Source organism: Acinetobacter sp. WCHAc010034 (genome assembly GCF_001696615.3).
In the GTDB taxonomy this organism is placed as follows: Bacteria; Pseudomonadota; Gammaproteobacteria; order Pseudomonadales; family Moraxellaceae; genus Acinetobacter.
In genome coordinates this window covers 3,350,026-3,372,809 of sequence record NZ_CP032279.1, presented here as the reverse complement: position 1 = coordinate 3,372,809, position 22,784 = coordinate 3,350,026, and the positions used below count along the sequence as shown (strand labels likewise).

The 22,784-nt window shown below is 50.4% G+C and carries 27 protein-coding genes; 9 read left to right on the top strand and 18 right to left on the bottom strand.

What is annotated here, in order from left to right; translation table 11 throughout:
• Positions 1-360 precede the first annotated feature (360 nt).
• Complete coding sequence (gene tsaD, locus BEN74_RS17825; protein WP_068910757.1) at positions 361-1,377, bottom strand: tRNA (adenosine(37)-N6)-threonylcarbamoyltransferase complex transferase subunit TsaD; 1,017 nt, start codon at positions 1,375-1,377, stop codon at positions 361-363.
• Positions 1,378-1,523: 146 nt separating this feature from the next.
• Between tsaD and rpsU the strand changes: the two genes are divergently transcribed.
• Together rpsU and BEN74_RS17815 are read left to right on the top strand one after the other, a co-directional pair.
• Positions 1,524-1,739, top strand: a complete 216-nt coding sequence (gene rpsU / locus BEN74_RS17820; protein WP_001136722.1) for a 30S ribosomal protein S21 — start codon at positions 1,524-1,526, stop codon at positions 1,737-1,739.
• Positions 1,740-1,778: 39 nt separating this feature from the next.
• A complete protein-coding gene (locus tag BEN74_RS17815; protein ID WP_068910756.1) occupies positions 1,779-2,225 on the top strand; it encodes a GatB/YqeY domain-containing protein in 447 nt (148 codons plus the stop codon).
• 84 nt (positions 2,226-2,309) lie between these two features.
• Here the strand turns inward: BEN74_RS17815 and BEN74_RS17810 are convergent, their stop codons facing one another.
• The 13 genes from BEN74_RS17810 to BEN74_RS17750 form a co-directional block, all read right to left on the bottom strand.
• Positions 2,310-2,672: a hypothetical protein gene (locus tag BEN74_RS17810; protein ID WP_068910755.1), complete on the bottom strand. Its 363-nt coding sequence runs from the start codon at positions 2,670-2,672 to the stop codon at positions 2,310-2,312.
• A gap of 170 nt (positions 2,673-2,842) precedes the next feature.
• On the bottom strand, positions 2,843-4,282 hold the full coding sequence (locus tag BEN74_RS17805; RefSeq protein WP_068910894.1) for a M48 family metalloprotease: 1,440 nt from the start codon (positions 4,280-4,282) through the stop codon (positions 2,843-2,845).
• Positions 4,283-4,363: 81 nt separating this feature from the next.
• A complete protein-coding gene (locus BEN74_RS17800; RefSeq protein WP_068910754.1) occupies positions 4,364-5,332 on the bottom strand; it encodes a 2-hydroxyacid dehydrogenase in 969 nt (322 codons plus the stop codon).
• Between the two features lie 7 nt (positions 5,333-5,339).
• The gene (locus BEN74_RS17795; protein ID WP_068910893.1) at positions 5,340-5,990 is read right to left on the bottom strand and encodes a hypothetical protein; all 651 of its coding nucleotides are present in this window, start codon (positions 5,988-5,990) and stop codon (positions 5,340-5,342) included.
• Positions 5,991-6,157: 167 nt separating this feature from the next.
• Positions 6,158-8,047, bottom strand: coding sequence for a M48 family metalloprotease (locus tag BEN74_RS17790; RefSeq protein WP_086374267.1), 1,890 nt, complete (start codon positions 8,045-8,047; stop codon positions 6,158-6,160).
• A 90-nt stretch (positions 8,048-8,137) separates the two neighbouring features.
• Complete coding sequence (purF, locus tag BEN74_RS17785; protein WP_068910752.1) at positions 8,138-9,679, bottom strand: amidophosphoribosyltransferase; 1,542 nt, start codon at positions 9,677-9,679, stop codon at positions 8,138-8,140.
• A 24-nt stretch (positions 9,680-9,703) separates the two neighbouring features.
• Positions 9,704-10,288 (bottom strand): CvpA family protein, encoded by a 585-nt coding sequence (locus BEN74_RS17780; RefSeq protein WP_068910751.1) that lies wholly within the window; start codon positions 10,286-10,288, stop codon positions 9,704-9,706.
• A 5-nt stretch (positions 10,289-10,293) separates the two neighbouring features.
• Entirely contained in the window at positions 10,294-11,295 is a 1,002-nt protein-coding gene (locus tag BEN74_RS17775) for a quinone-dependent dihydroorotate dehydrogenase (RefSeq protein ID WP_068910750.1), read from the bottom strand.
• Between the two features lie 90 nt (positions 11,296-11,385).
• Positions 11,386-11,865, bottom strand: coding sequence for a type II secretion system protein GspM (gspM, locus tag BEN74_RS17770; protein WP_068910749.1), 480 nt, complete (start codon positions 11,863-11,865; stop codon positions 11,386-11,388).
• Positions 11,865-13,004 (bottom strand): type II secretion system protein GspL, encoded by a 1,140-nt coding sequence (gene gspL, locus BEN74_RS17765; protein ID WP_068910748.1) that lies wholly within the window; start codon positions 13,002-13,004, stop codon positions 11,865-11,867. Before gspL ends, gspM begins: the two co-directional genes overlap by 1 nt.
• Positions 13,005-13,034: 30 nt before the next feature.
• Positions 13,035-13,490 (bottom strand): phosphoglycerate mutase family protein, encoded by a 456-nt coding sequence (locus BEN74_RS17760; protein WP_068910747.1) that lies wholly within the window; start codon positions 13,488-13,490, stop codon positions 13,035-13,037.
• Positions 13,491-13,566: 76 nt separating this feature from the next.
• Complete coding sequence (locus BEN74_RS17755) at positions 13,567-14,640, bottom strand: NAD(P)H-dependent glycerol-3-phosphate dehydrogenase (protein WP_068910746.1); 1,074 nt, start codon at positions 14,638-14,640, stop codon at positions 13,567-13,569.
• 36 nt (positions 14,641-14,676) lie between these two features.
• Positions 14,677-15,252, bottom strand: a complete 576-nt coding sequence (locus BEN74_RS17750; protein WP_068910892.1) for a nitroreductase — start codon at positions 15,250-15,252, stop codon at positions 14,677-14,679.
• Positions 15,253-15,464: 212 nt separating this feature from the next.
• Here BEN74_RS17750 and BEN74_RS17745 point away from each other — a divergent pair, with 212 nt between their 5' ends.
• Positions 15,465-15,848: a hypothetical protein gene (locus BEN74_RS17745; protein WP_068910745.1), complete on the top strand. Its 384-nt coding sequence runs from the start codon at positions 15,465-15,467 to the stop codon at positions 15,846-15,848.
• A gap of 67 nt (positions 15,849-15,915) precedes the next feature.
• On the opposite strand, the gene rhlB is transcribed toward BEN74_RS17745, so the two are convergent.
• Positions 15,916-17,067, bottom strand: coding sequence for an ATP-dependent RNA helicase RhlB (gene rhlB / locus BEN74_RS17740; protein WP_068910744.1), 1,152 nt, complete (start codon positions 17,065-17,067; stop codon positions 15,916-15,918).
• A gap of 99 nt (positions 17,068-17,166) precedes the next feature.
• Positions 17,167-17,379 carry a cold-shock protein gene (locus BEN74_RS17735; protein ID WP_004648643.1) on the bottom strand — a complete coding sequence of 71 codons (213 nt, stop codon included), beginning with the start codon at positions 17,377-17,379 and terminating at the stop codon, positions 17,167-17,169.
• Positions 17,380-17,764: 385 nt separating this feature from the next.
• On the opposite strand from BEN74_RS17735, the gene BEN74_RS17730 reads away from it, so the two are divergent.
• The 6 genes from BEN74_RS17730 to BEN74_RS17705 all read left to right on the top strand — a co-directional run bounded on the left by BEN74_RS17730 (position 17,765) and on the right by BEN74_RS17705 (position 21,477).
• Entirely contained in the window at positions 17,765-18,001 is a 237-nt protein-coding gene (locus BEN74_RS17730) for a sulfurtransferase TusA family protein (protein WP_068910743.1), read from the top strand.
• A gap of 141 nt (positions 18,002-18,142) precedes the next feature.
• Positions 18,143-19,012, top strand: coding sequence for an RNA polymerase sigma factor RpoH (gene rpoH / locus BEN74_RS17725; RefSeq protein ID WP_068910742.1), 870 nt, complete (start codon positions 18,143-18,145; stop codon positions 19,010-19,012).
• Positions 19,013-19,180: 168 nt separating this feature from the next.
• On the top strand, positions 19,181-19,546 hold the full coding sequence (locus tag BEN74_RS17720) for a DUF423 domain-containing protein (RefSeq protein WP_068910741.1): 366 nt from the start codon (positions 19,181-19,183) through the stop codon (positions 19,544-19,546).
• 20 nt (positions 19,547-19,566) lie between these two features.
• Positions 19,567-19,764: a sulfur carrier protein ThiS gene (gene thiS / locus BEN74_RS17715; protein WP_068910740.1), complete on the top strand. Its 198-nt coding sequence runs from the start codon at positions 19,567-19,569 to the stop codon at positions 19,762-19,764.
• Positions 19,765-19,775: 11 nt separating this feature from the next.
• The gene (locus tag BEN74_RS17710; RefSeq protein WP_068910739.1) at positions 19,776-20,558 is read left to right on the top strand and encodes a thiazole synthase; all 783 of its coding nucleotides are present in this window, start codon (positions 19,776-19,778) and stop codon (positions 20,556-20,558) included.
• Positions 20,559-20,763: 205 nt separating this feature from the next.
• Entirely contained in the window at positions 20,764-21,477 is a 714-nt protein-coding gene (locus BEN74_RS17705) for a hypothetical protein (protein WP_068910738.1), read from the top strand.
• Between the two features lie 243 nt (positions 21,478-21,720).
• Here the strand turns inward: BEN74_RS17705 and BEN74_RS17695 are convergent, their stop codons facing one another.
• Together BEN74_RS17695 and BEN74_RS17690 are read right to left on the bottom strand one after the other, a co-directional pair.
• Complete coding sequence (locus BEN74_RS17695; RefSeq protein ID WP_068910891.1) at positions 21,721-22,029, bottom strand: putative quinol monooxygenase; 309 nt, start codon at positions 22,027-22,029, stop codon at positions 21,721-21,723.
• 13 nt (positions 22,030-22,042) lie between these two features.
• Complete coding sequence (locus tag BEN74_RS17690; protein ID WP_068910736.1) at positions 22,043-22,624, bottom strand: NAD(P)H-dependent oxidoreductase; 582 nt, start codon at positions 22,622-22,624, stop codon at positions 22,043-22,045.
• Between the last annotated feature and the right edge of the window lie 160 nt (positions 22,625-22,784).

The following is a 22,784-nucleotide window of genomic DNA, read 5'->3' as shown; positions in this document are numbered from 1 at the left end:
ACCCCATCTTGGATAAGTAAAATCCCCACGAGCGGAATAAAAAAAAGCCAGCATTGTACGCTCTGGCGCACATTAATTCAGGCGCTTTGCCTCTATGCTGCCCCCTCTGCAATTTACTATGATGGGGACATAGAGAGCAGGATGCTCCAGATAAGAATAAGAACATAGATACGCACAAGGACTGTAAGGTACGGCAGGAGCTATACCGAGCGAACCAATACGGAAAACCCCGGCAGGATGCCGGGGGTTTTTATTTCAAATTTTCCGTTTTATTCAGGCCTTCTTTCAGATGCTTTTATTTGCCGCATCTGAATGCCTTAAACGCCCAATAAAAAAGAGGCTTCCGCCTCTTTTCAATTTCTACGCTTCCGCGGGATTGGTCAACTCCGTCATCGGCCAGCGCGGTGTAGTCGTCACAGACAAGCCATCATGCTGCCCCGCCTTTAAGCGCTGATAGCCCGCAAAAGCAATCATCGCGCCATTGTCTGTACATAAAGCAGGTTCGGCATAAAACACATGGGCGCGGATTTTAGCCAAATCTGCTTCCAAGCGTTCACGCAGGCGCTTGTTGGCGCTTACCCCGCCGGCAATCACCAAACGCTTTAAGCCTGTCTGCTTCATGGCTTTTACAGATTTTTTCACCAGCGTATCGACCAGCGCTTCCTGAAATGAAGCCGCAATATCCGCTTCACGGCCCTCGCCTGCAACTTTTTTCAGCTGTACAGAAACAGCAGTTTTCAGGCCGCTGAAAGAAAAGTCCAGGCCCTGATGCAGCATCGGGCGCGGAAATGCAAAGGCATTCATATCGCCATCGGCCGCCAGCTTGGAAATATTCGGGCCGCCCGGATACGGCAGTCCCATCATTTTGGCAACTTTATCAAAGGCTTCGCCGGCGGCATCATCAATGGATTCGCCCAGCAGCTCATACTGGCCAATGCCATAGGCTGCCATCAGCTGAGTATGGCCGCCGGACACTAGAAGCGCCACAAACGGAAACTCAGGCGGCTTTTCAGACAATAAAGGCGCCAGCATATGGCCTTCCATATGGTGTACGCCAATCGCCGGCTTATTCAGCGCAAAGGCTAAAGTTCGGCCAAACAGCGCGCCGGTCATCAATGCGCCCATTAAGCCCGGGCCGCGGGTATAGGCCACTGCATCAATCTCGGATTTCTTGATTTGGCTTTCTTCCAGCAGCTGGTTCATTAATGGAATCAGCTTGCGCACGTGGTCGCGCGAAGCCAGCTCCGGCACCACGCCGCCGTATTCCGCATGCAGTTTAATTTGGCTATACAGCACTTGCCCGCGCAAACCCAACTCGCTGTCATACAGTGCAAGCCCTGTTTCATCACAAGATGTTTCTAAGCCTAAAACGATCATTAAACTGCCTATAACCTGTATCAAATCTATTGCAAGGCCTATTATAGGCTTGTGATATGAGATGTAAATGAGTAAAATACTGACCTTCACTTGTGATCTCGGGCAATACTGCTCAGATCTTATCCATAACTTAATGAGGATTCTTCATGCCACAAGTTAAATTGAAAGAAGGCGAACCAGTAGACGTAGCCATCCGCCGTTTCAAGCGCTCTTGCGAAAAAGCGGGTGTTTTAGCTGACGTTCGCAAACGCGAATTCTACGAAAAACCAACTCAAGAACGTAAGCGCAAAAAAGCTGCTGCTGTTAAACGCTACCAAAAGAAATTGGCGCGCGAATCAGTACGTACTACTCGCCTGTACTAAGATTAATTTGTGATTGATTGACTCAACCTGGACAATAAAATGACTGCTTTAAAAAACCAAATCACTGATGTTTTGAAGGCCACCATGCGTGCCAAAGAAATGAATAAGTTGACGGTAATCCGCAGTCTGCAGGCAGCAATCAAGCAAATTGAAGTCGATGAGCGCATTGAGCTTGACGATGCTCAGGTTCTTGCGGTCATTGAAAAGCAAATCAAACAACGTAAAGAATCGGTTAAAGCCTTTGAAGGCGCTGGCCGAGAAGATTTAGCTAGTAAAGAACAAGCCGAAATTGAGATTCTCTCTCAATTTCTACCAGAAGCTATGACTGAGGAAGAGCTTGATTCTATCATTGCGCAAACTATTGTTGCGCAAGAAGCTACTAGCATGAAAGATATGGGTAAGGTGATGAACTCTCTGCGTCCGCTCATAGCCGGGCGTGCCGATCCTGCACAAGTTTCAGCTAAAATTAAAGCCAAGCTTGCTTAATCCCTGTCTAATAAAGTCTTATCTTTAGCGTTGAACTGCCTTTAATTGCAAAGACAGTTCTTCCGCAGCATTATAAAAATTCAATCAGCGCAAATCGCACTGCACATTATACTTTTTCAGCATCTGCATTTCTTTAGATGACATTACCTGCTTAATCACATCCTGCTTAGTAATGCCTGCATATTGACGGTCTAAATAGGCTCGGTTCTCATGCGCTGCCTGATACAGATTGTCGGCATATTGGCTGACAATTCCGCAAAATTTCGCCTGCTGCGCGCTGCTGAAGCCCTGCTGCATCGGATTGAGCGTATTGAAAAAATCCCGCGTGTCTTTTTTGTAGCTTTCATTGATCTGCTGCACCGCCAGCACATACTGCTCCGCACCGGCGGCCGAAGCCAGCTGCACACCCAAACCCAATGCAAATACTGCGAATATAAATCTTTTCATCTATTAAGTCTTTGTAATCAAATCAGAAAACTCTGCAGGGCGCATTGTAGCACCAGCTGCTTTCAGCGCATATCTCAAAGGCCGCGCATACAGATAAAAAACCGGCAGCTCTGCGCCTTATATGCCAATTCTTTAGTCTAAGAACCGGCTGCCTTGACTTCCAAGCCGCCCTAAATTTTCAATTGGCGCTCTTTCTGCATTACGCTCAGGCGCTGATTAATTGTTGCGAATAAGGCTTTGTTTTCCTTCGCCAAACGCTGCGCATGCAGCAGCGACTTGATTGCATTTTCTTCATAGCCCGACCAGAATTCAACTTCAGCGCGGTAGCGCAAGACATTGACAGGCCTTAACGGCGAAGCGCTGTCCGCATTCGCCGCCTGCTGCATCAGCCTCCAGCCATTGACATCGCGCGGGTTATTGCGCAAAAACGGCTGCACAGCGCTTTGCGCCTGAGCAGGCTGCTGATTGCGGATCAGCGCCTCCGCATATTTGTAATTTAATGCGCGGCTTTCCGGCATAACCGCCGCCGCGCGGCGGATGCCGCTTAAAGCCTCATCCAGCTTATTTTGCCCAAGATAAATGTCGGTTTGCAGCAAAGTCATCAGCACATGGTCAGATTTCAGCTTTTTTGCACGCTCCAATACCGCCTGCGCCGCGGCATAATCGCCATGCTGCGCCTGAAAAGCCGCCAGCGCCAGCATCCCGGCAAAACTGTTTTGATCCGCCAAGGACTGCAGCTGCTGTTCATTGGCTTGCCCGGAAATCACCCGGCTGTACCATTTAATGACATCAAAATCATCGTTGTTCAGGTTCGGCTTAACCTTAGGCAGCTGGTTCGCCCTTAATCGCGCCTCGCTCATGCGCTGCGTGGTTAAGGGATGGGTCAGCCAGAAGTCCGGCAAAAAGCTGACGCTGCTGGTCGCGCGGTGCATCACCTCAAAAAAATCCGCCATGCTTTGCGGATTATAGCCGGAGGCGTACATATACTGCATGCCGATGCGGTCCGCCTCACGCTCCTGATTGCGGCTGTAGGTCAGCTGCTTATCCATCAGCGCCGCCTGCGAACCCAGCATGACCGCCGCCCCAACATCACCGTCAGCCTGAGACGCCACCAAGGCGCCCACCAGAATTCCCGCCAGTGACAGCAGGCCCTGCCCCTTAAACGCCTCCTGCGAGCGGCTGTAATGGCGCTGCGTCACATGGGCAATTTCATGCGCCATCACGCCCGCCACTTCATCCATATTGCGCGCAGAATTGATTAAACCGGTATTTAAGGCGAACAGGCCGCCGGGAACAGCAAAAGCATTGATTTGCGGGTCATTGATAATCAGCAGCCCAACCGGCTGATTCAGCTGCGTCTGGCTGAGAATATGCGAAAAGACCGCAAACAGGCGGTCTTCCAGCCACGGATTCTGCGTGACAGGCATCTGCTTATTGACTTCGCGGAAAACTTTTTCGCCAATGGATTTTTCTTTTTGCTGGTCTAAAAGCCCGACACCGCCGCCGATATCCGGCACAGAAAATTGCGATGCGGCATTGAATTCTACAGTCTGGGTTTGCGCAAGACTTGAGCACAACCCCAAACCGCATGCCAGCAAAAATCTTTTCAATTTCAAATTCCGGTTAAGCCTGTTTAAAAGGAATATAGCATTGAAAATAGAGCAGTTATGAAAGAAAGTGTTATTAATTCTTTAACCGAAGCCGGGGTTAACCGCGCAGCGCGGCGCGCCGCCTTCCAAAGCATCCAGCAGATTTTGATAGGCCAATTCCGCCATACGCCTACGCGTCTGCACAGTTGCGGAACCGACATGCGGCAGCGTCACCGCATTATCCAGCGCAAACAGCTCTGAGGCCTGCAGCGGCTCTTTTTCATAAACATCCAAGCCGGCAGCAAATATAGTTTTATTTTTTAAAGCCTCAATCAGCGCCTGCTCATCAACTACCGAACCGCGGGAAATATTCACAAAAACCGCATGCGCCTGCATCAGTTCCAGCTCACGCGCGCCAATCAGCGATTTTGAAGCGGCGTTTAAATCCACCGCAATCACCACAAAATCCGAACGGCGCAGCAAGTCATCCAGCGCGCAGAACTGCGCTTTAAACTGTTCAGCCGCTTCAGGCTTTTCGCGCCGGTTATGGTATAGCACATTCATGTTGAAGCCGTAAAATCCGCGCCGGGCAACGGCTGCGCCAATATACCCCAAGCCGATAATGCCTAAGGTCTTGCCAAAAATATCCTGCCCGAACTGCTCCGGGCCGGCAGTCCTTGCCCACTGCCCCTGCTTGGTCCAGCGCTCAAGTGACGGCACTTTGCGCGCCGCGCTCATCAGCAGCGCAAAAGCCAAGTCCGCAGTGGTTTCCGTCAGCACATGCGGGGTATGCGTCAGCAGAATTTTTCTTTGATTTAAATAAGACAGGTCGTAATTGTCATAGCCGACGCTGACGCTGGAAATGACTTTTAATTTTTCCGCATGCTTTAAATTGCTTTCATTCAGCACGCGGCCGGCGCCAATCATGCCGTCTGCGTCCTGGCTCTGCGCTAAAATCTGCTGATTGACATCGCCCAGCTTAGGATGAACCTGAACTACATGATAGCGCTGCTGCAGCCTGGTCAGAATTTCAGAATCAATTTGGCTAAAAACTACAACTTTCTTCTTCATGCGTCCGTCAATCCCTGATTTTATTCTGCATAAATTGCCACAGGCGCTTTTTCAGCAAAGGCTGATCCAGCATGTCCTGCAGCGAAGCCAGCTGGATGCATTTTGAAGACTGCAAATGCGGAATTCCGCCCAGGCACAGCACATTTTTTTCCGCGCTGAGCGCATCCAAAAAGCCCTGCACATAAGACGCTGCGCCGCGCCCATCCTGCATGTTCGGCCATGCAAACGGCCACTGCAAGGCATGGAATTCCGCCTGAACCGCGCGCTGAATATTTTTCCACAGCTGCTGCTGCTCGGCGCTTATATGGCTGGCATCCACCAGCAGCACGCAATGCGGCAGGCTGACGGCTTCTATGGAAAATGCGGAAATCTGCAGCGCAGGCACCAGTTCAGCGGGCTCAGCCTGCTTGGGCGCAGCAGCCTCCGCGGCCGCCGGCTTTTCCGGGACAGCTTCAGCTTTGGGCGGAGGTTCCGCCTTGAATTGAGGCAGCGCCTGCGCTAGCCTTGCCGGCGCTTTAGGCAGAATGATTTCAGAAAGCGCTTCAGGCGGCGCCTGATCGCGCCATGCAGACGGCTGATGCGGCTGACACACTGCGCCCTTAGGAATCCAGACATCAATTCCCAATGCCGCCATTATGTCACGCTGATGCCCAATCATCATTTCATCATCACCAAATTCAGGCTTATCATTCTATCGGGAATAGCGCCGCTTTGCAGAACTTTTATCGCCATACAGCTTAATCTGTGCGCAGCTCTTGCCCGATTAAGCGCCAGCTGATTTTTGCCGGAAAAGCGCCGGCTGGCCGCAGGCGCCATCCCGCAATGCTAAATAATCGTCAGGCTGTTTTTCTTCTGCATCAGGTCAATCATCTCTGCCGCCTCAAAGCCCAGCCGCCAATACAGCAGTTCCAGAACATCCAGCTCATCCTGCGTGATGACCCGGTCATTCCACAGGCAGATTTCCGCCACCGCCAGAATACTGAAGCGGTCGCGCAGCAGCAGGCCCGAAATGTCATTGAGAATTTCCGCCAAATCAATCGGCTCATCAGAAATTTCACTGTACAGCTCCAGCTCCTGCTGGCTCAGAATGCGCGTCAGAATCATCTCGCGCACTTCCAGCTGGCTGTCGCTGTTAATCTGCTGCACATGCAGCAGCGCGTCAATCAGGCGCACAATGCTCGGCTTGACGTCTTCCAGCGCGGTTGCCGCATGAATCGGCATCAAATGCAGCTCAAACTTGACCCGCTCCAGCAGCAAGGCGTCCAGCAGGCCAATTTCGCCGTCTTCCTGAATAATCCGCGCCAGCTTCATCAGGAACTGGCGCGCAATGGTTGCCGGCATGCCGCCGATGTTCTTGCAGGCCTCCTGAAAAATCGCAATATGCACGCGGCCATCCAAATGCAGCAGCGAGTCCACAATGGCGCGGCTGACCTCAGCCTCAGTCGGAATAAACTCGCGGTACTGCCGGATCATCAGAATCGCCACCATGACTTCGCGCGAACCGGTTGCAGTCTGCAGCGCGCGGTCAATCAGCTCCGGGCGCTGCCAATTTTCGCGGATTTCCGGCTTCAATGGCTTAATGGCGTCTTTAATCGCGAAGCTGATGGGCGACAGCCTGAGCAGCGGCAGCGGCTGCGGAGAACTCCACGGCACAGCCAGATCAGGGCTGATCTCCTCCAGCGAGCGGAATAAGTTGAACAATGGCTGGTTTTTCAGCTTTTTCAGATTTTCCAGCTGCAGGTCCTGAATCATTGCGGGATTCAGCTCAAAAATCCGCTGCGCAATTTTGGGATGGATGTTCATCCAGCTTTGCGGGCTGAGCGCATTGGCAAAGCACATATGCGAAATCGCCTCCGCATATTCGCTGTGAATCTGCGAGCCTGAATGGTGCACATAAATGCGCAGCAGGGTCTGGATATTGGCGTCATTCTGAATCAGGCGCTTGGTTTTCTGATCATTTTTATAGGTCCGCCCGCCCAGCGTAATAAACTTAATGAAGCGGGTGATCAGCACCCCCAGGCTGCCGACCAGCCAGATGATGGCGCCAATGGCGACAAAGACCGTTTCAAATTTATTTTCACGCACATAGCCGCGGCGGTAAAAGCCGCGCTTGGCGATTTTGCTTCCCCACTGGCTGAAGCTGGTTAAACCGCTGTACAGGATTTTCAGACGGGTATTTTCAGCCGCTTCGCCGGAAAGGATTTTATTGAACTCATGGCTGAGCAAGCCATACAGCTCCATCTCATCCAGATTCTGCAGCGCGCCCCAGGTTAGAATGATCACTGTATCGCGCGGGTAAAAACCGGCCGTCAGCGCATTCACCCCGACTTCATCCGGCAGCACATACAGCGCGGGAGTATCAATTAAAAAGGTTTCCGCCAACCGCTCTGTAATTTTCAGCGCCACGCTTTCTTCCGGAACGCTCTCAATCAAGCTCAAGCGCCGCGCGCCAAGCTGTTTCGCTAGAGAGTGGCCGCCCATCCTGAAAATATAGAATTCGTACAAAACCGAAACCGACATGATCAGCAGCAGCAGCGCAACCAGATAAGGGCTGAGCACATGCCAGTACACCGGCTGGGTAGAATCCGTATAGAAAACCAGCAGCCCGGCAACCGCATTAATGATCGCTATGGTTAATAAAACCGCCGCCACGCAGATCGAAGCAGGCCAGAACATATTTTTGTTTTTTATAAAGCCGTAGCCAACTCGTTTCAATGCAATCCCTTAAAACAACATTGTCTTTTGTTCAGCCATCATAAATGAAAAAAGCGGGAAATTCCCGCTTTTCACAGAGTCCCGAAGCAATTATTCTTCGCGGACTCCCGTCAGGTCAACCGAGGCTGCATCGACATTGACATCAATATACTTGTCTTTCTTTTCCAGCTTCGCAGAATCGCTGCGCTTCTTCTCAAGCTCCGCCAGATAAGCGTCATCAATGCCGCCCGCCACGTAAACACCGTCAAATACTGAACAGTCAAATTCCTGCAGCGCCGGCACTTTGGTGGTGCGCACCGCAGCTTTCAGGTCTTCCAAATCCTGAAATACCAGACGGTCAGCGCCGATAATTTCACGGATTTCTTCTACGCTGCGGCTGGACGCAATCAGTTCAGCCTTCGCCGGCATATCAATGCCGTAAACATTCGGGTATTTCACCATTGGCGCAGCTGAAGCGAAGAATACTTTTTTCGCGCCGGCATCACGCGCCATCTGAATGATTTCATTACAGGTTGTGCCGCGGACAATCGAGTCATCCACCAGCAGCACGTTTTTGCCCTGGAATTCCAGCTCAACCGGGTTCAGCTTTTGGCGCACAGATTTTTCGCGCTGCTGCTGGCCCGGCATAATGAAGGTGCGGCCGATATAGCGGTTCTTCATAAAGCCTTCGCGGAATTTCACACCAAGCATATTAGCCAGCTCAAGCGCAGAAGTCCGCGATGTATCCGGAATTGGAATCACCACATCAATATCGTGCTCTTCGCCCCATTCGCGCAGAATTTTCTGCGCCAGCTTTTCACCCATTTTCAGGCGGGCTTTATACACTGAAATGCCGTCAATGGTGGCATCCGGGCGCGCAAAATACACATATTCAAAAATGCATGGGCGGTATGCCGGCTCAGCAGCGCACTGCTTGGTGAACAGCTCGCCTTTTGCGGTAATGAAAATCGCTTCGCCCGGCGCAATATCACGCTCGACTTTAAAGCCTAAAGCGGTAATCGCAACAGATTCAGAAGCAATGATGTACTCTTTGCCCTGCTCTGTTTCACGCGAGCCGTAAATCAGCGGGCGGATGCCATTCGGATCACGGAATCCGACCAGGCCCTGGCCGGTAATCATGGTCACCACCGCATAGCCGCCTTTGCAGCGCTCATGCACGCGCGCGACAACTTCAAAAATATCCTCTGCAGATGCAGTGAGCTTGCTGCGCTTCTGCAGCTCATGCGCAAATACGTTCAGCAGCACTTCCGAGTCTGAATCGGTATTCATGTGGCGCAAGTCTGTTTTGAACAGGTCATCATGAATTTCGGCAGCATTGGTCAGGTTGCCGTTATGCGCCAAAGTAATGCCGTAAGGCGAGTTCACATAGAACGGCTGCGCCTCTGCGCTGCTGGATGAACCCGCAGTCGGATAGCGCACATGGCCAATGCCGTAGTTGCCCTGCAATGCGCGCATGTGGCGGGTATGGAACACATCCCGAACCATGCCGGTATCTTTGCGCAGATACAGGCGGCCCTCATGGCAAGTTACGATCCCGGCGGCATCTTGTCCACGATGCTGTAACATCGTTAATGCATCAAACAACATTTGGTTAACGGGTGATTTACCAGCTATACCAACTACTCCACACATAGCAACCTCGCAGACACGCTAGGATTAATAAAAAGGATTATTTGTTGACTCACCTGACGGACGCTCTTTCCTGTTCAGCGTTTCAGGCGATGCAGCTGAAGATTTATGCTCATCTTCAGCATGAATATGATGCAGCGCTTCATTGGCCGCTTCCTTGGACATTTGCGCCGCCCAAGGCGCGTAGGGCAATAAAGCCTGTATGAATTTGGACTGTTTCCAGTGCGGCGAGCTTTCCACCCAGGGCCCAACACCCTGAATGGTAATCAGCACAACCAGCAGGCCTTTCAAGCCGCCGAACACGCCGCCCGCCAAACGGTTAAGCGGGCCCAGCTTCAGCGTCTTTAAAATGCCGTTCAGCAAATACGTCACCAGCCATGTCAGCACCACAATCATCAGGACAATGAATGCGAAGGCCGCAATTTTCTGCACCACAGGGTCTGAACTGAGTGAGCTCATCGAAGGTGCCAGAACGGATGCATATTTTGCCGCAACAATTAATGCCAGAATCCATCCCGTCAAGTTCGCAAAGGCTTTAATAAATCCTTGACGCAAACCGTTGAGCCCTCCAGTGAGCAGAATAATCAGTATAAAGACATCAATGGTGTTCATGATCTTTACAGCGCGTCTACGCAGTCTTTAATCAGCTTGGGTCCAGTATATATGAGGCCGCTGTAAATTTGCACAAGGGCTGCGCCGGCATTTTTCTTGGCCAGCGCGTCTGCGCCCGACAAAATGCCGCCGACGCCAATCAATGGAATTTGCCCCTGCAGCGCTTCCGCAAAGGCAGCCAGGCAAGCGGTGCTTTTGGCAAAGACCGGCGCGCCGGACAAGCCGCCGGCCTCATTGCCGTGCTCTAAATTCTCGACGCCTTCACGCGAAAGCGTGGTATTGGTGACAATCAGGCCGTCAATTTTAAAGGTCAGCAGCTGCTGCGCAATAAACTGAATATCTTCAGGCTCTAAATCCGGCGCAACTTTCAGCACCAATGGCACATAGTGCTGGTTTTCTTCCGCCAATTCAAGCTGGCGGTTCTTTAAAGTTTCCAGCAGCTCAGTCAGCGCATCACCGCTTTGCAGGCTGCGCAGGTTTTTTGTGTTTGGAGAGGAAATATTGACGGTAATATAAGAAGCGTAATTATAGACTTTTTCCAGGCAAATCAGATAATCATCTACCGCATCTTCAACAGCGGTGGCAGCGTTTTTGCCGATATTGATGCCCAGCACGCCTTTGAACTTGGAAGCTTTGACGTTTTCAACCAGCTGATCTACGCCGTCATTATTAAAGCCCATGCGGTTAATAATAGCTTTGGCCTGCGGCAGGCGGAACAGGCGCGGTTCAGGGTTGCCCGGCTGAGGCTTTGGCGTAATGGTGCCAATTTCAATAAAGCCGAAGCCCTGGCTGGCCAGCGCATCAATATACGCGCCGTTTTTGTCTAAGCCGGCAGCCAAGCCGACCGGATTAGGAAACTCTATCCCCATGCAGGTCACAGGCTTAGATGCAACAGCCTGGCGCATCAAGCCCAGCTTGTGGGATGATTTCAATAGGGATAATGTCAGCTCATGTGCACGCTCTGGTGCTAAAGTAAACAACAAAGGGCGGGCAAGAGAATACAACATATCTGCAAAAGTCTACTGCTTTTTAAGTCGCCGTATTATAGGCATAGCCCAGCGAAAACGCCATGCTTAGGCCTTCTTTATTTCCGCCGATTATTGTACAGAAGCTGTTAATTTAATCTGCCCGGCCTCTGAACTTAATTCCATTTTTTCAATACTTAGGCCCAATTGCGCCAGCTGCGTCAGAAAATTCGCCAGCACTGCATAATTTTCATGCATCACCGCAATCTGAATCTGCCCGCCGGACTGCTGCGAAGCGACCGAAAGCCCCTGCTGCTGCGCAGCCCGCTGCACCTTGTCCGCAGCCGACAGCTCAGCATCTCCCGCCGGCTTCATGGTGACCGCATTGCTTTGCATCCAGATAATGGTGTCTTTTAGGCCGTTTAAGCGCTTTTGCTGAAACTCGGCCGCCTTATGCATGTAAAACAGCGCAGAGCCGACAGCCGCCACAATCACAACAATGGCGGCCGATACCACCATGATGCGCTCGCGCAGCGACAGCCGCTCCAAATAGTCTGCAATTTTTTCTGCACGCTGATCAAGCGACTGCTGTATTTGTTCAAATGCTTTCATTATTGTATTTTCACCAATCCAACAACGCCGGAATTATTCGGCTGAATATTTCCCAGCTCCACCTTAAAGCCCTGCTGGTTCAGCTGCTGGGTCAGGTTCTGCAAAATTTCAGACGACCCCGCCTTCAGCTCCATATTCAGCGTAGAACTGTCATACGCCACGCGGTTCGCCACAACCTGATTCTGCATCAGCACGGGGCCGACCCGGCTGAGCAAAGACAAAGCCTGCGTACTGCCGGTCTGGCTTTGGCGCATCTGGCTTTCAAACTGGCTTTTCAGGGTCTGCTCCGTCACCGGATAGTTCTGCCCGAACCAGTATTTAAACTGCTCAACCGCCTGCGCGGCCATGGCATTGGCCACTTTCTTGTTCTGATGCCAGCGGATAGCGTCATAGCTGAACTGCACAACCAGCAGGCCCAGCAGCACGGCAGCGCAGGCTTTCCAGTAGCCGGATACCCCGGCGCTGCTTTTCGCTTTCGGCAGCACATTGAATGGATGCTGCTTGGCTTTTTTAATCTCCGGCACCGCATAATGAAAGCTTTCCAGCCGGTCCTGCGTGACCACAGCTTCCAGGCTATGCATCTGTTCTGCTGTTAGATTGGTGATCTTATAGGCTGGATGCTCCGGCTGATAATCCAGAAACAGCGCCAAATCATCAACAGACTGGCCGGAAAATTCATTTTCGCGCACCAGCAGGCGCCCGCCAATGTTGCCCAAGACTGTCTGCCCCACTTCCGGCGCAGGCAGCAGCAGAAAATCCGGCAGCAGGGACACGGTCTTGACCGGAATTAAAGTCAGCGCATGCTGCAGCGTTTCCACCGCAGAGTTTGCAATGCCTAAAACCGTCAGCTGATCCGGATTCTGAAAATGATGCAGCACCTTCATTAAATCCAAAGGCAGAATCACATACTCTTCCAGCAGATATTTCACCCCATCCTGCCCAAGCTTCTTGTACTGCGCTTTCGGGAAGGCCTGCTGAATGATCTGCACATTGCTGCTTGAAAAAAACACCACAGCCTCTTTGCCGTGATGCTCGCGCAGGTCTTGAATCAGCTGTTCAATATTTGAAGACTGCTTCCAGCACTCTCCATCCGACCATTGCCAAACCCCATTGGCCTCAGGTATCCATAAATACAACATCGGTGCTTTTCTGCCGTTTTAATTAATTTATTATGCTGCCGGAATAAAACTTTTTATTTGAGTGGACAGCCCTGATGCAATCACCGCCTGCTCATAGATGCGGGCTTCCGCCAGCGCATAAGGGTTGAATGACTCTGAAAGCAGAATGGACGCAATATGCGCCACTACATTCATATGGCAAACCACGGCAATTGACTCATAAGGCAACTGTGAAAGCCACTCTACCGCTGTTTTGGCATCATCGTCCGGCTTAATGGTATTGCACACCACCACAGGCACATCGGGAAAATGCTTCTGCAAGTGCGCCAGCGTTTCCTGCGCGCGCAGCAGCGGGCTGACTACAAACACTTCCGGGCGGATAATATCCTTTAAGAAGTCCGCAGTCTGCTCCGCCTGCAGATGGCCGCGCTCCGTCAGCGGGCGCGCGCTGTCATTGCCCATCACAGGCCGGGCTGCTTCCCCGTGGCGTACTAAAGTCAGTTGCATAAAATTTCCTTATTTACTGTGGCGCATTATATACATAGTTCATGACAATTCTGTTTTCATCAAGCGCTGTTTTATTTCAAGCCTGCTGATGCGGCAGCACGAATTCCACATCGCTGCGGTGGCCATTTTTCATTAATGACAGCGCAATGCTCAGAGGCGGCGCGCCGTTATAAATCACATCATACAATGCGCTGGTAATCGGCATATAGACATTCAGCTCTTCTGAGCGGGCCTTAACCTGCACAATAGTATTGATGCCTTCCGCAGTCTGCCCCAGCTCTTTCGCCGCCTGTTCCAGCGATTTTCCCGAACCCAAGGCGAAACCGACCTGATAGTTGCGGCTGAGCGGGCTGCTGCAGGTCGCAAACAAATCGCCAACGCCGGACAGCCCGAGGAAGGTCAGCGGATTGGCGCCCAGTTCCACCGCAAAGCGGCTCATTTCCGCCAGGGCGCGGGTTAAAATCATGCTCTTGGTATTTTCGCCTACGCCATAAGCCGCCGCCATGCCCATCGCCACGGCATAAATATTCTTCAGCGCGCCGCCCAGCTCCACGCCGTGCACATCATCGCTGGAAAATACGCGGAACAGCGCACTGTGCAGCGCCTGCTGCACCGCATAGCGCACCAGCTCAGACTGGCTGGCAATTACTGTTCCAGCCGGCTGGCCGGCGATAATTTCCTTGGCTAAATTCGGCCCGGACAGCACGCCATACGGCACTTCCGGCAGCACTTCACGGATAATGTCGCTCATAAAGCTGAAGGTTTTCGCTTCAATGCCTTTGGTTAATGACACCACGGCCTGCGAAGTGATGAAAGGCTTAATCTGTTCCAGAACGCTGCGGAATGAATGGCTTGGAATCGCGACAAAAATAATGTCGCGGCTGCAGACCGCCTCTTCCAGATTTGAAGTCGCATGCAGGCCGGCCTCCAGCTGGAAATCCGGAAGATAGCGCTTATTGATATGCGTTGCATTGATATCGGCAGCCGCTTCCCCATCCCGAATCCAGATAATAGTGTCGCAGCCGTTGCGCACTGCCGTATTGGCCATGGCTGTGCCGAAACTGCCGCCGCCCAGCACGGTGACTCTCAGGGCGGTTTTGTCCGCTGGCGCCGCCGTTTCGACTAAATCTGAAAATTTAAGTTCTGACATTGTTTTTATTTCCTGATGCGCTCTTAATGCTAGCGCTTATTTTTTCCAATCACTGACAAATTCTGAAGTCTGCATGGCTGCGCGGGGCGGAATCGCCTTAACCGCTGTGCCAATGTAAATAATGCCTGAAATCAAGTCCGCCTCGGTCAAGCCCAAAGCCTTCTTAAATAAAGCGGACTCCACCACTGCGCCGCTGCGCCACATGGTTGAAAAGCCTTGAGCCTGCAAAGACAGCAGGAAATTCTGCACAGCCGCGCCGGTGCTTAGAATCTGCTCAAAATGAGGCACTTTAGGATGCTCCTGCAGCTGGGTTAAAGCCAATACCAGCAGCGGCGCGCGGAATGGATGATGCTTCACGCGCTCCAGCTGTGCAGCTTCCGTCTGACCAGTATCCGCCAGCGCCTGCGACAGCAGCTCGCCGAACGCTTCACGCTGCGCTTCATGCACCACCACAAAGCGGGTGGGCTTTAAACGGTGATGATCCGGCGCAGTCAAAGCCGCTTGAAATGCCCTTTCCAGCTGCGCGGCATCCGGCGCCGGCTCAGCCAAATGCCCAATCGATTGACGCTGATGAATGTTTTGATGAACTGTTTCAACCGCTAACTCTGACATTGACATTTTATACCGCTTTAATAAATCCAACCCAAGATTAGCATATTCTCAAGCACTTACTCCATACGGTTGGCGCCGTGAAGTTTCAATTTATTCGGCCGCACCGCCTCACAGGCCGGCAATAAAAAGCAGCACAACTCATACAGCTTTCACGCGCTCATGCCCAGAAGCTGTGTTCAAATATAGAAAATTTACCAAACGGGGAAAAAATCATGAAAAAACAGCTGCTCACCTGTACCGCAATTGCATCTGCACTCCTGCTGAGCGCCTGCGCATCAAATGCGCCAACCAAGTCTTTAGCCATTCAAAAGCCGAACAATCAATATGAAGTCACTGCCGTTGGCAAAACCAGCCTTGCGGCCAAAAACAATGCCATTGCAGCAGCCAACAGCACCTGCGGCAGAAACGCCTCCCCGATTGTTGTCGATGAAAAAAGCAGCTACAATGGCGCGCTGAAGGGCGTTTTTGATGAAAAAACCGGTCAAATGGTGCAAGCGGCAGCCGGCATTTTAGGCTCAATCACCGGAAGCAATGCCGACATCAGCAAGGATGATGACTATCAAACCGTCCTCACCTTCACCTGTCAGGCTAAATAAGCATTCAGCCTGAAAAAGAAGCCAAAAAAACCGCTCATTTGAGCGGTTTTTTTATTGCAGAATGAAATCAGCAATAGCCTTCCAAGCGGGTTAAAGGCAATTTCTGGCCAATGGCTTTTTCAATTTCCGGCAGGTAGAACGCATCGTCTTCTGACAGGAAGCTGATGCTGACGCCGCGTGCGCCGGCACGGCCAGTCCGGCCAATGCGATGCACATAGTCATCAGACTGTTCCGGCAGGGTAAAGTTCACCACATGCGAAACGCCGTCGACATGAATGCCGCGGCCGGCCACATCAGTCGCAATCATAATGTTGTGCTTGCCGTTTTTGAACTGATCCAGCATCTTCAGGCGCTTGTCCTGCGCAATTTCACCGGACAGCATTACGGCCTGATAGCCGTCTTTCTTCAAATGATCATACAGGCGGCGCACCTGATCGCGACGGTTGGCAAAGATCATGACTTTTTCAATCGGCTCATCGCGCAGAATTTCCTGCAGCAGCTTGTACTTATCTGATTTCGCAACCATGTACACGCGCTGTTCCACGTCCGCATTGGTTTTCTTTTCCGGCTCAATTTCCACAGTCACCGGCTCGAACAGCCACTGCTGCGCCAAGTTCAAAACATCGTAACTGAATGTTGCAGAGAACATCAGCGTCTGGCGCTGCTCCTTGCGCGGAGAATAACGCACAATCCGCTTCACTGAAGGAATGAAGCCCATATCCAGCAGGCGGTCAGCCTCATCAATCACTAAAAATTCAATTTGATCCAGCCAGACTTCCTTTTGCTCAACCAAGTCGATTAAACGGCCAGGCGTCGCCACAATAATGTCGACAAAATTCTTATTGAGCTGCGCTCTCTGCTTGTCAAAATCGACGCCGCCCAGCAGCGTCACCACATGCAGATTGCTGAATTTGGTCAATTCTTTTGCATCACTTTCAATCTGCAAAGCCAGTTCGCGTGTAGGCGCCAGAATTAAGGCGCGCGGCTCGCCGCGGTAGCGCTGCTCTTGAACCGGATTATTCAGCAGATCATTGATCACGCTGACCAGAAATGCAGCCGTTTTACCCGTACCGGTCTGTGCACGGCCAATAGCGTCATGTCCAGCCAAAGTATATTTCAGGACTTTCTGCTGAATTGGCGTCATTTCTTTGAAACCTAAAGCATCAATTGCCTGTTTCAATTGCGGATGTAAATTTAAGGTTTCAAAACCAGATGACATATAAATGCGCTCGAACGTTAGTAATCAAGAAAACTTCAACCATTATAAACAAAAAACGCCCCAATTTACATTGGAGCGTTTTTCAGACTGCTTAGACGATTAGTCTAAAGGCTGAACTTCTTCAGCTTGGAAGCCTTTTTGACCTTTTACTACGCTGAATTCAACGCGTTGGCCGTCACGAAGTGAACGGTGGCCGTCACCTTGGATAGCGCGGAAGTGAACGAATACATCGTCGCCGCCGTTACGTTGAATAAAGCCGAAACCTTTAGTGTCGTTGAACCATTTAACAACGCCTTGTTCACGTGCTGTCATAAGTTAATCCTCATTGTATTGCATAAAAAGGACAACCCGGTGTTGCAAACAGCAGAGCAAACAAAGTTTAAAAATGTTTTTATTTCTAAGCTTGTAATCATTCTGTAAAACTATTAACAAAATCCCGGTTACATCCATTTGCATTTGGGCGAAAAACAACTTTTGTTTATCTGAAATCCCAAATACGCATCGAGCTTAACATGGGTTCATGACAATTAATAGATTTTTTTCATCATTCTTCATTTTATCTCACAATATTTTTTCACAAGCTTTGCGTTTGTTTTCCTTAACTGCTGATTATAAATAAATTGCAAATTGTTTGGGCTTTGCCGGCCAATTTGCTAATATTTCTGTTCTTTTTTAAAAACCGTGATTGGATTTTAACATGAGTGAAAATTCAGCCGCAGCCGCCATTGTTGTTGATGCAATGGGAAAACCGTGCCCTATGCCGCTCTTAATGCTCAAAAAAGCCTTAAAACAGCATGCCGGCCAGAGCTTTTTATTAAAGTCATCGGACCCGCACAGCCAGCAGGATGTTTTGCGCTATTGCCAGGTGCATGCCTTAGCCTGCCGGCTGGATAAAATAGCGGATAATGAATATCACTACTTAATTGAATCTTAAATATTTTCAATTAAACTTAAAGCCCTCAAAACTTTATTAAAGTTTACATTTCGCTACCCAATTTTCCATAATTCAGGTAAATATTGGATTAAGATAAAACTTAATTATTGGGCTAAACCCTTTTACTCTTAAGGAGAACACATGAGTGACAGCAGCAATCAATTGATGCCCCTGTCATTATCGGCACCCGGGGTTAATCTTGGTGCTTATATCAGTACTGTCAACCAGATTCCTATTCTGACAGCCGACCAAGAAAAAGAGCTGGCGGAACGCTATTATTACGATCAGGATTTAGACGCGGCCAAAATGCTGGTCATGTCGCATTTGCGCTTTGTGGTTCATATTGCGCGCAGCTATGCGGGCTATGGCCTGCCTCAGGGCGACCTGATTCAGGAAGGCAACTTGGGCTTAATGAAAGCCGTCAAGCGCTTTGACCCGAATATGGGCGTGCGCCTGGTGTCTTTTGCCGTGCACTGGATTAAAGCTGAAATTCATGAATATGTGATCCGCAATTGGCGCATTGTCAAAATTGCGACCACCAAAGCGCAGCGCAAATTATTCTTCAACCTGCGCAGCCTGAAAAAATCATCAAAAAAATTAACGCTGGCGGAAGCGCAGTCCATTGCTGACGATTTAAACGTGACCGCAGAGCAAGTGCTGGAAATGGAAGGCCGCCTCACCGCCTACGACGCCGCCTTTGAAGCGCAGGGCGATGATGACGATGAAGGCTCAACGCATGTTGCGCCGGCGCTTTATCTGGAAGACAACCGCTATGACCCTGCCCGTCTGATTGAAAATGAAGACTATGAGGAGCAAAGCACGTCTGCCCTGCATGATGCGATGGAGCAGCTGGATGACCGCTCGCGCAACATCCTGCAGCGCCGCTGGCTGGATGATGAAAAATCCACCCTGCATGAGCTGGCAGCCGAGTACAATGTTTCCGCTGAGCGCATCCGCCAGCTGGAAAAAAACGCCATGGAAAAAATTAAAGTGGCGATGTCTTCCAATTAGCAGCCTAGCCTGCGCAGGAAGCGCTTCATGATCCGCCCTTTAAAAACAGCCGCTGATTAAGCGGCTTTTTTTAGGGGCAAATTTATGCACATGGCGGGATGTGATCTTTAATCTGCTGCTCAAAATATGCTATGGTTGAGCGCAAATTTCGCCAAGGTTAGCTTGCCCATGTGGATCGCAATTTCAGCCCTGAATTTAGCCCTTGCGGTCATGCTGGGCGCTTTTGGCGCGCATGGCTTGAAAGCCCGCGCCACGGAAGCGCAGCTGGGCTGGTGGCAAACGGCTACAGATTACTTCTTCTACCATGCTTTAGGGCTGCTGGCGCTTGCCGTTCTCAGCAAAGTGATTCCCCAGCTTCCCATTAAAGCCAGTTTCCTGCTGATTCAAGTCGGCATTTTCTTCTTCTGCGGCTCCTTATATATTATGGCTTTGGGCCTGCCGCGCGGCTTAGGCGCCATCACCCCGATTGGCGGCGCGCTGATGATTGCAGGCTGGCTGGCGCTGGCTTGGAGCGCAATGAAATACGCAAAATAATACACCCGGAATTTTCTGAAATGCAGATTTACCTGAATGGCGAACCGCAGCAGACTTCATGCCGCAATTTACTGGAACTGATTCAGGAATTGGCGCTGGAAGGCAAGCGCTTTGCCGTTGAAAAGAATGAAATGATCATTCCCAAAAGCAAGCTGGAACAGACAGCTATTTGCGATGCAGACCGCATTGAAATCATACATGCCGTTGGCGGCGGTTAACTGGAGCTCCCATGGAAGATACATTTAAAATTGGTTCACGCACATTCAATTCACGCTTGCTGGTGGGCACGGGCAAATACAAGGATCTGCACGAAACCGATCTGGCCATTCAAGCCAGCGGCGCAGAGATTGTCACTGTCGCCATCCGCCGTGTGAATATTGGCCAGCACCCGGATCAGCCGAATCTGCTTTCTGTGGTGCCGCCGGAAAAATACACCATCCTGCCGAATACCGCCGGCTGCTTTGACGCCGACAGCGCTGTGCGCACCTGCATGCTGGCGCGTGAACTTTTAGACGGCCACAATTTGGTGAAACTGGAAGTTTTGGGCGATGAAAAAACGCTGTACCCAAATGTCACAGCAACATTAAAAGCCGCCCGCACGCTGATTGATGACGGTTTTGAAATCATGGTCTACACTTCGGATGACCCGATTGTGGCGCAGGAACTGGAAAGCATGGGCTGCGTGGCGATTATGCCTTTGGGCAGCTTAATTGGCTCAGGCTTGGGCATTTTGAACCCGCATACCCTTTCTATTATTAAAGAAAATGCCAAAGTTCCGGTACTGGTAGATGCCGGCGTAGGCACAGCAAGCGATGCCGCCATTGCCATGGAGCTGGGCTGTGACGGCGTGCTGATGAATACCGCCATTGCCGCCGCGCAAAACCCTGTACTGATGGCATCCGCCATGAAGAAGGCAGTTGAAGCGGGCCGTGAAGCCTTCCTGGCCGGGCGCATGCCGCGCAAGCGCATGGCGAATGCCAGCTCGCCGGAAACCGGCTATTTCTTTAAATAAGCCTGATCATGCTTCTACGCTTTAGCTAAAGGATTCTTCGGAATCCTTTTTTATAGCGCTGAATACCGCTGAACCGCGCTGATTCAACGAAAAAAAGCGTTAAACTGATTGAATTTTAAAAGTTAAGTAAAATAATATCGGATACGCAATTTAAGTTCTTCTTTGATTTTTGCAAAAATATAAATAACGGATCAGGATTAAATTCATGCTAAAACAGAAAATCGGCTGTCTGCTGACAACCTGCCTTTTAGCCAATACGCTGATCAATGCAGCGTGGGCAAAGGCTGAAACCAAGGCCGGATATCAGGCATTCATTCCCCACAACTGGAAACTTCTGGAAAAAGTTCAAGGCGATTTAAATGGCGATGGCCAGGCCGATCTTGCGCTCATTATTGAAAATACCAGCCCTGAAAATATCGTCAAGAATGACAGCCTGGGCAGCCCCGAACTGAATTTAAACCCACGGAAGCTGCTGGTTTTGTTTAAAAAGCCGCAAGCCTATCAGCTGGCAGCCAGCAACGACTTCCTGCCGTCCGAAGGCGATGCCGAATCGCCCTGCCTTGCTGATCCTTTAGCTGAAGGCGAAGCTTTAGCCATCAAAAATGGCCTGCTTAAAATTGGCCTGCATTACTGGCTCAGCTGCGGCTCCTGGTATGTGACCAATCATCTCTACACATTCAGATATCAAGATCAGTCTTTTAAGCTGATTGGATATGACAGCAATGATTTCCACCGCGCTTCCGGCGATATTACAGAGCGGAGCATTAATTTCTTAACCGGAAAAGTGAAAAGCACTTCAGGCAAAAATGAATTTGCAGAAAGCCGGCAGCCCGTCAAAACTGAATGGACAAAGCTGAAAAATAAATATTCACTCAACCTGGAACAGGTCAAATTCAATGAGCATTATGAGTTTAAATAAAACAGCCTGCGGAAAGGTAATGCCAGTCAGTTAAGGATTTTTAATCCTCCCCTTGCGCAGCAGTGCTGCTCACCTTTTTCAAAGGAGGGAGCGTTTTGAAATTCAATACCATATTGAATTCAAGAGTGTTCCCCTCTTTTTCAAAGAGGGGTTAGGGGAGATTTATCAATCAGTAATAATGAAATTACGCTTAACTGATCAGCATTACTGCAGAAAGGCTGTTTTCCTAATACTGCAAGCGCCTTAAACCTTTTCCAGAATGCGCACTGACACTTTAGACACCGCACCCAGCGCTGCCTGCTGATGCGCCTGCATATGGGCGCTTTGCATATGCCTTTCCAAATCCTGCGCAGTTTCCCATTTTTCATACATCACAATGGAATAAGGCACTTTGGTTTGCATTGCGCTTTCTGCAGCGGCATCTATATGCACATCATAGCCATGGCAGCCTTGTTCCTGCAGCACCAGCGGCCTAATGGTTTTAAAAGACGCTAAAACCGTTTTAAAGTCATCTTCTGAATAGCACAGAATTTCCGCAATAACCGTCAGCATGGCCATCTCCCTATTAGGCAAATGCCTGCATCAAGTGGCTGCGGTATTGCGCTTGATAGGCATCAGCCTCCGGCGCCTTAATCACATCATTGACCATGAATGTCGGCAGCGCCTGCATGCCTAAAAATTGATTGGCTTTATGAAATGGCAGATACACGCCGTCTACGCCGGCGCCATGAAAAAACTGATCAGGCGCGGAAAATGCTTCGACTGGCGCATTCCATGTCAGGGACAGCATGTATTTTTTAGCGTGAATCAGCCCGCCTGAACCGTATTTTTTAGATGCGTCAGAACGCGAGCGGCCGTCATTTGCATAGAGGCTGCCATGCCCGGCAGTAAAGACATCATCAATATATTTTTTCACCGTCCACGGCGCGCCCATCCACCAGCCCGGCATCTGATAAATAACCGTATCCGCCCAAAGATATTTTTGAACTTCCTCAGCAGCATCATACAGACTGTCTGCGCGCGTCATTTGAACGCTGTGGCCTAATTCACCTAACACCGCCTTTGCCAATGCAGCCAAGGTGTCGTTCAATTCGCCGCCGGAATGCGCAAACGTTTTAGCGCCATTGATAATTAAGATATTGCTCATGTAAAAAACCTTCAGCCTTGATTTATGCAGGCACTATAAAGGCAATTTTTATTGCAAAAAATACATCAGCAAGCAAAACATTATTGATTAAAAATCACGAATCAACCCCAAATATAAAAAAACGCCCGGAGGCGTTCTCTTGTCCGGCATATTTCCTTAA

Coding starts and splice junctions, on each gene's coding strand:
- BEN74_RS17760 (WP_068910747.1), bottom strand. CDS start 13,490: ATGCAACTGACTTTAGTACGCCACGGGGAAGCAGCCCGGCCTGTGATG.
- BEN74_RS17795 (WP_068910893.1), bottom strand. CDS start 5,990: ATGATTGGGCATCAGCGTGACATAATGGCGGCATTGGGAATTGATGTC.
- BEN74_RS17810 (WP_068910755.1), bottom strand. CDS start 2,672: ATGAAAAGATTTATATTCGCAGTATTTGCATTGGGTTTGGGTGTGCAG.
- BEN74_RS17750 (WP_068910892.1), bottom strand. CDS start 15,252: ATGTCAGAGTTAGCGGTTGAAACAGTTCATCAAAACATTCATCAGCGT.
- BEN74_RS17730 (WP_068910743.1), top strand. CDS start 17,765: ATGAGTGAAAATTCAGCCGCAGCCGCCATTGTTGTTGATGCAATGGGA.
- rpsU (WP_001136722.1), top strand. CDS start 1,524: ATGCCACAAGTTAAATTGAAAGAAGGCGAACCAGTAGACGTAGCCATC.
- BEN74_RS17745 (WP_068910745.1), top strand. CDS start 15,465: ATGAAAAAACAGCTGCTCACCTGTACCGCAATTGCATCTGCACTCCTG.
- BEN74_RS17705 (WP_068910738.1), top strand. CDS start 20,764: ATGCTAAAACAGAAAATCGGCTGTCTGCTGACAACCTGCCTTTTAGCC.
- BEN74_RS17735 (WP_004648643.1), bottom strand. CDS start 17,379: ATGACAGCACGTGAACAAGGCGTTGTTAAATGGTTCAACGACACTAAA.
- BEN74_RS17755 (WP_068910746.1), bottom strand. CDS start 14,640: ATGTCAGAACTTAAATTTTCAGATTTAGTCGAAACGGCGGCGCCAGCG.
- BEN74_RS17690 (WP_068910736.1), bottom strand. CDS start 22,624: ATGAGCAATATCTTAATTATCAATGGCGCTAAAACGTTTGCGCATTCC.
- rhlB (WP_068910744.1), bottom strand. CDS start 17,067: ATGTCATCTGGTTTTGAAACCTTAAATTTACATCCGCAATTGAAACAG.
- BEN74_RS17775 (WP_068910750.1), bottom strand. CDS start 11,295: ATGTTGTATTCTCTTGCCCGCCCTTTGTTGTTTACTTTAGCACCAGAG.
- thiS (WP_068910740.1), top strand. CDS start 19,567: ATGCAGATTTACCTGAATGGCGAACCGCAGCAGACTTCATGCCGCAAT.
- BEN74_RS17780 (WP_068910751.1), bottom strand. CDS start 10,288: ATGAACACCATTGATGTCTTTATACTGATTATTCTGCTCACTGGAGGG.
- BEN74_RS17695 (WP_068910891.1), bottom strand. CDS start 22,029: ATGCTGACGGTTATTGCGGAAATTCTGTGCTATTCAGAAGATGACTTT.
- BEN74_RS17720 (WP_068910741.1), top strand. CDS start 19,181: ATGTGGATCGCAATTTCAGCCCTGAATTTAGCCCTTGCGGTCATGCTG.
- tsaD (WP_068910757.1), bottom strand. CDS start 1,377: ATGATCGTTTTAGGCTTAGAAACATCTTGTGATGAAACAGGGCTTGCA.
- BEN74_RS17815 (WP_068910756.1), top strand. CDS start 1,779: ATGACTGCTTTAAAAAACCAAATCACTGATGTTTTGAAGGCCACCATG.
- gspL (WP_068910748.1), bottom strand. CDS start 13,004: ATGTTGTATTTATGGATACCTGAGGCCAATGGGGTTTGGCAATGGTCG.
- rpoH (WP_068910742.1), top strand. CDS start 18,143: ATGAGTGACAGCAGCAATCAATTGATGCCCCTGTCATTATCGGCACCC.
- BEN74_RS17710 (WP_068910739.1), top strand. CDS start 19,776: ATGGAAGATACATTTAAAATTGGTTCACGCACATTCAATTCACGCTTG.
- gspM (WP_068910749.1), bottom strand. CDS start 11,865: ATGAAAGCATTTGAACAAATACAGCAGTCGCTTGATCAGCGTGCAGAA.
- BEN74_RS17800 (WP_068910754.1), bottom strand. CDS start 5,332: ATGAAGAAGAAAGTTGTAGTTTTTAGCCAAATTGATTCTGAAATTCTG.
- purF (WP_068910752.1), bottom strand. CDS start 9,679: ATGTGTGGAGTAGTTGGTATAGCTGGTAAATCACCCGTTAACCAAATG.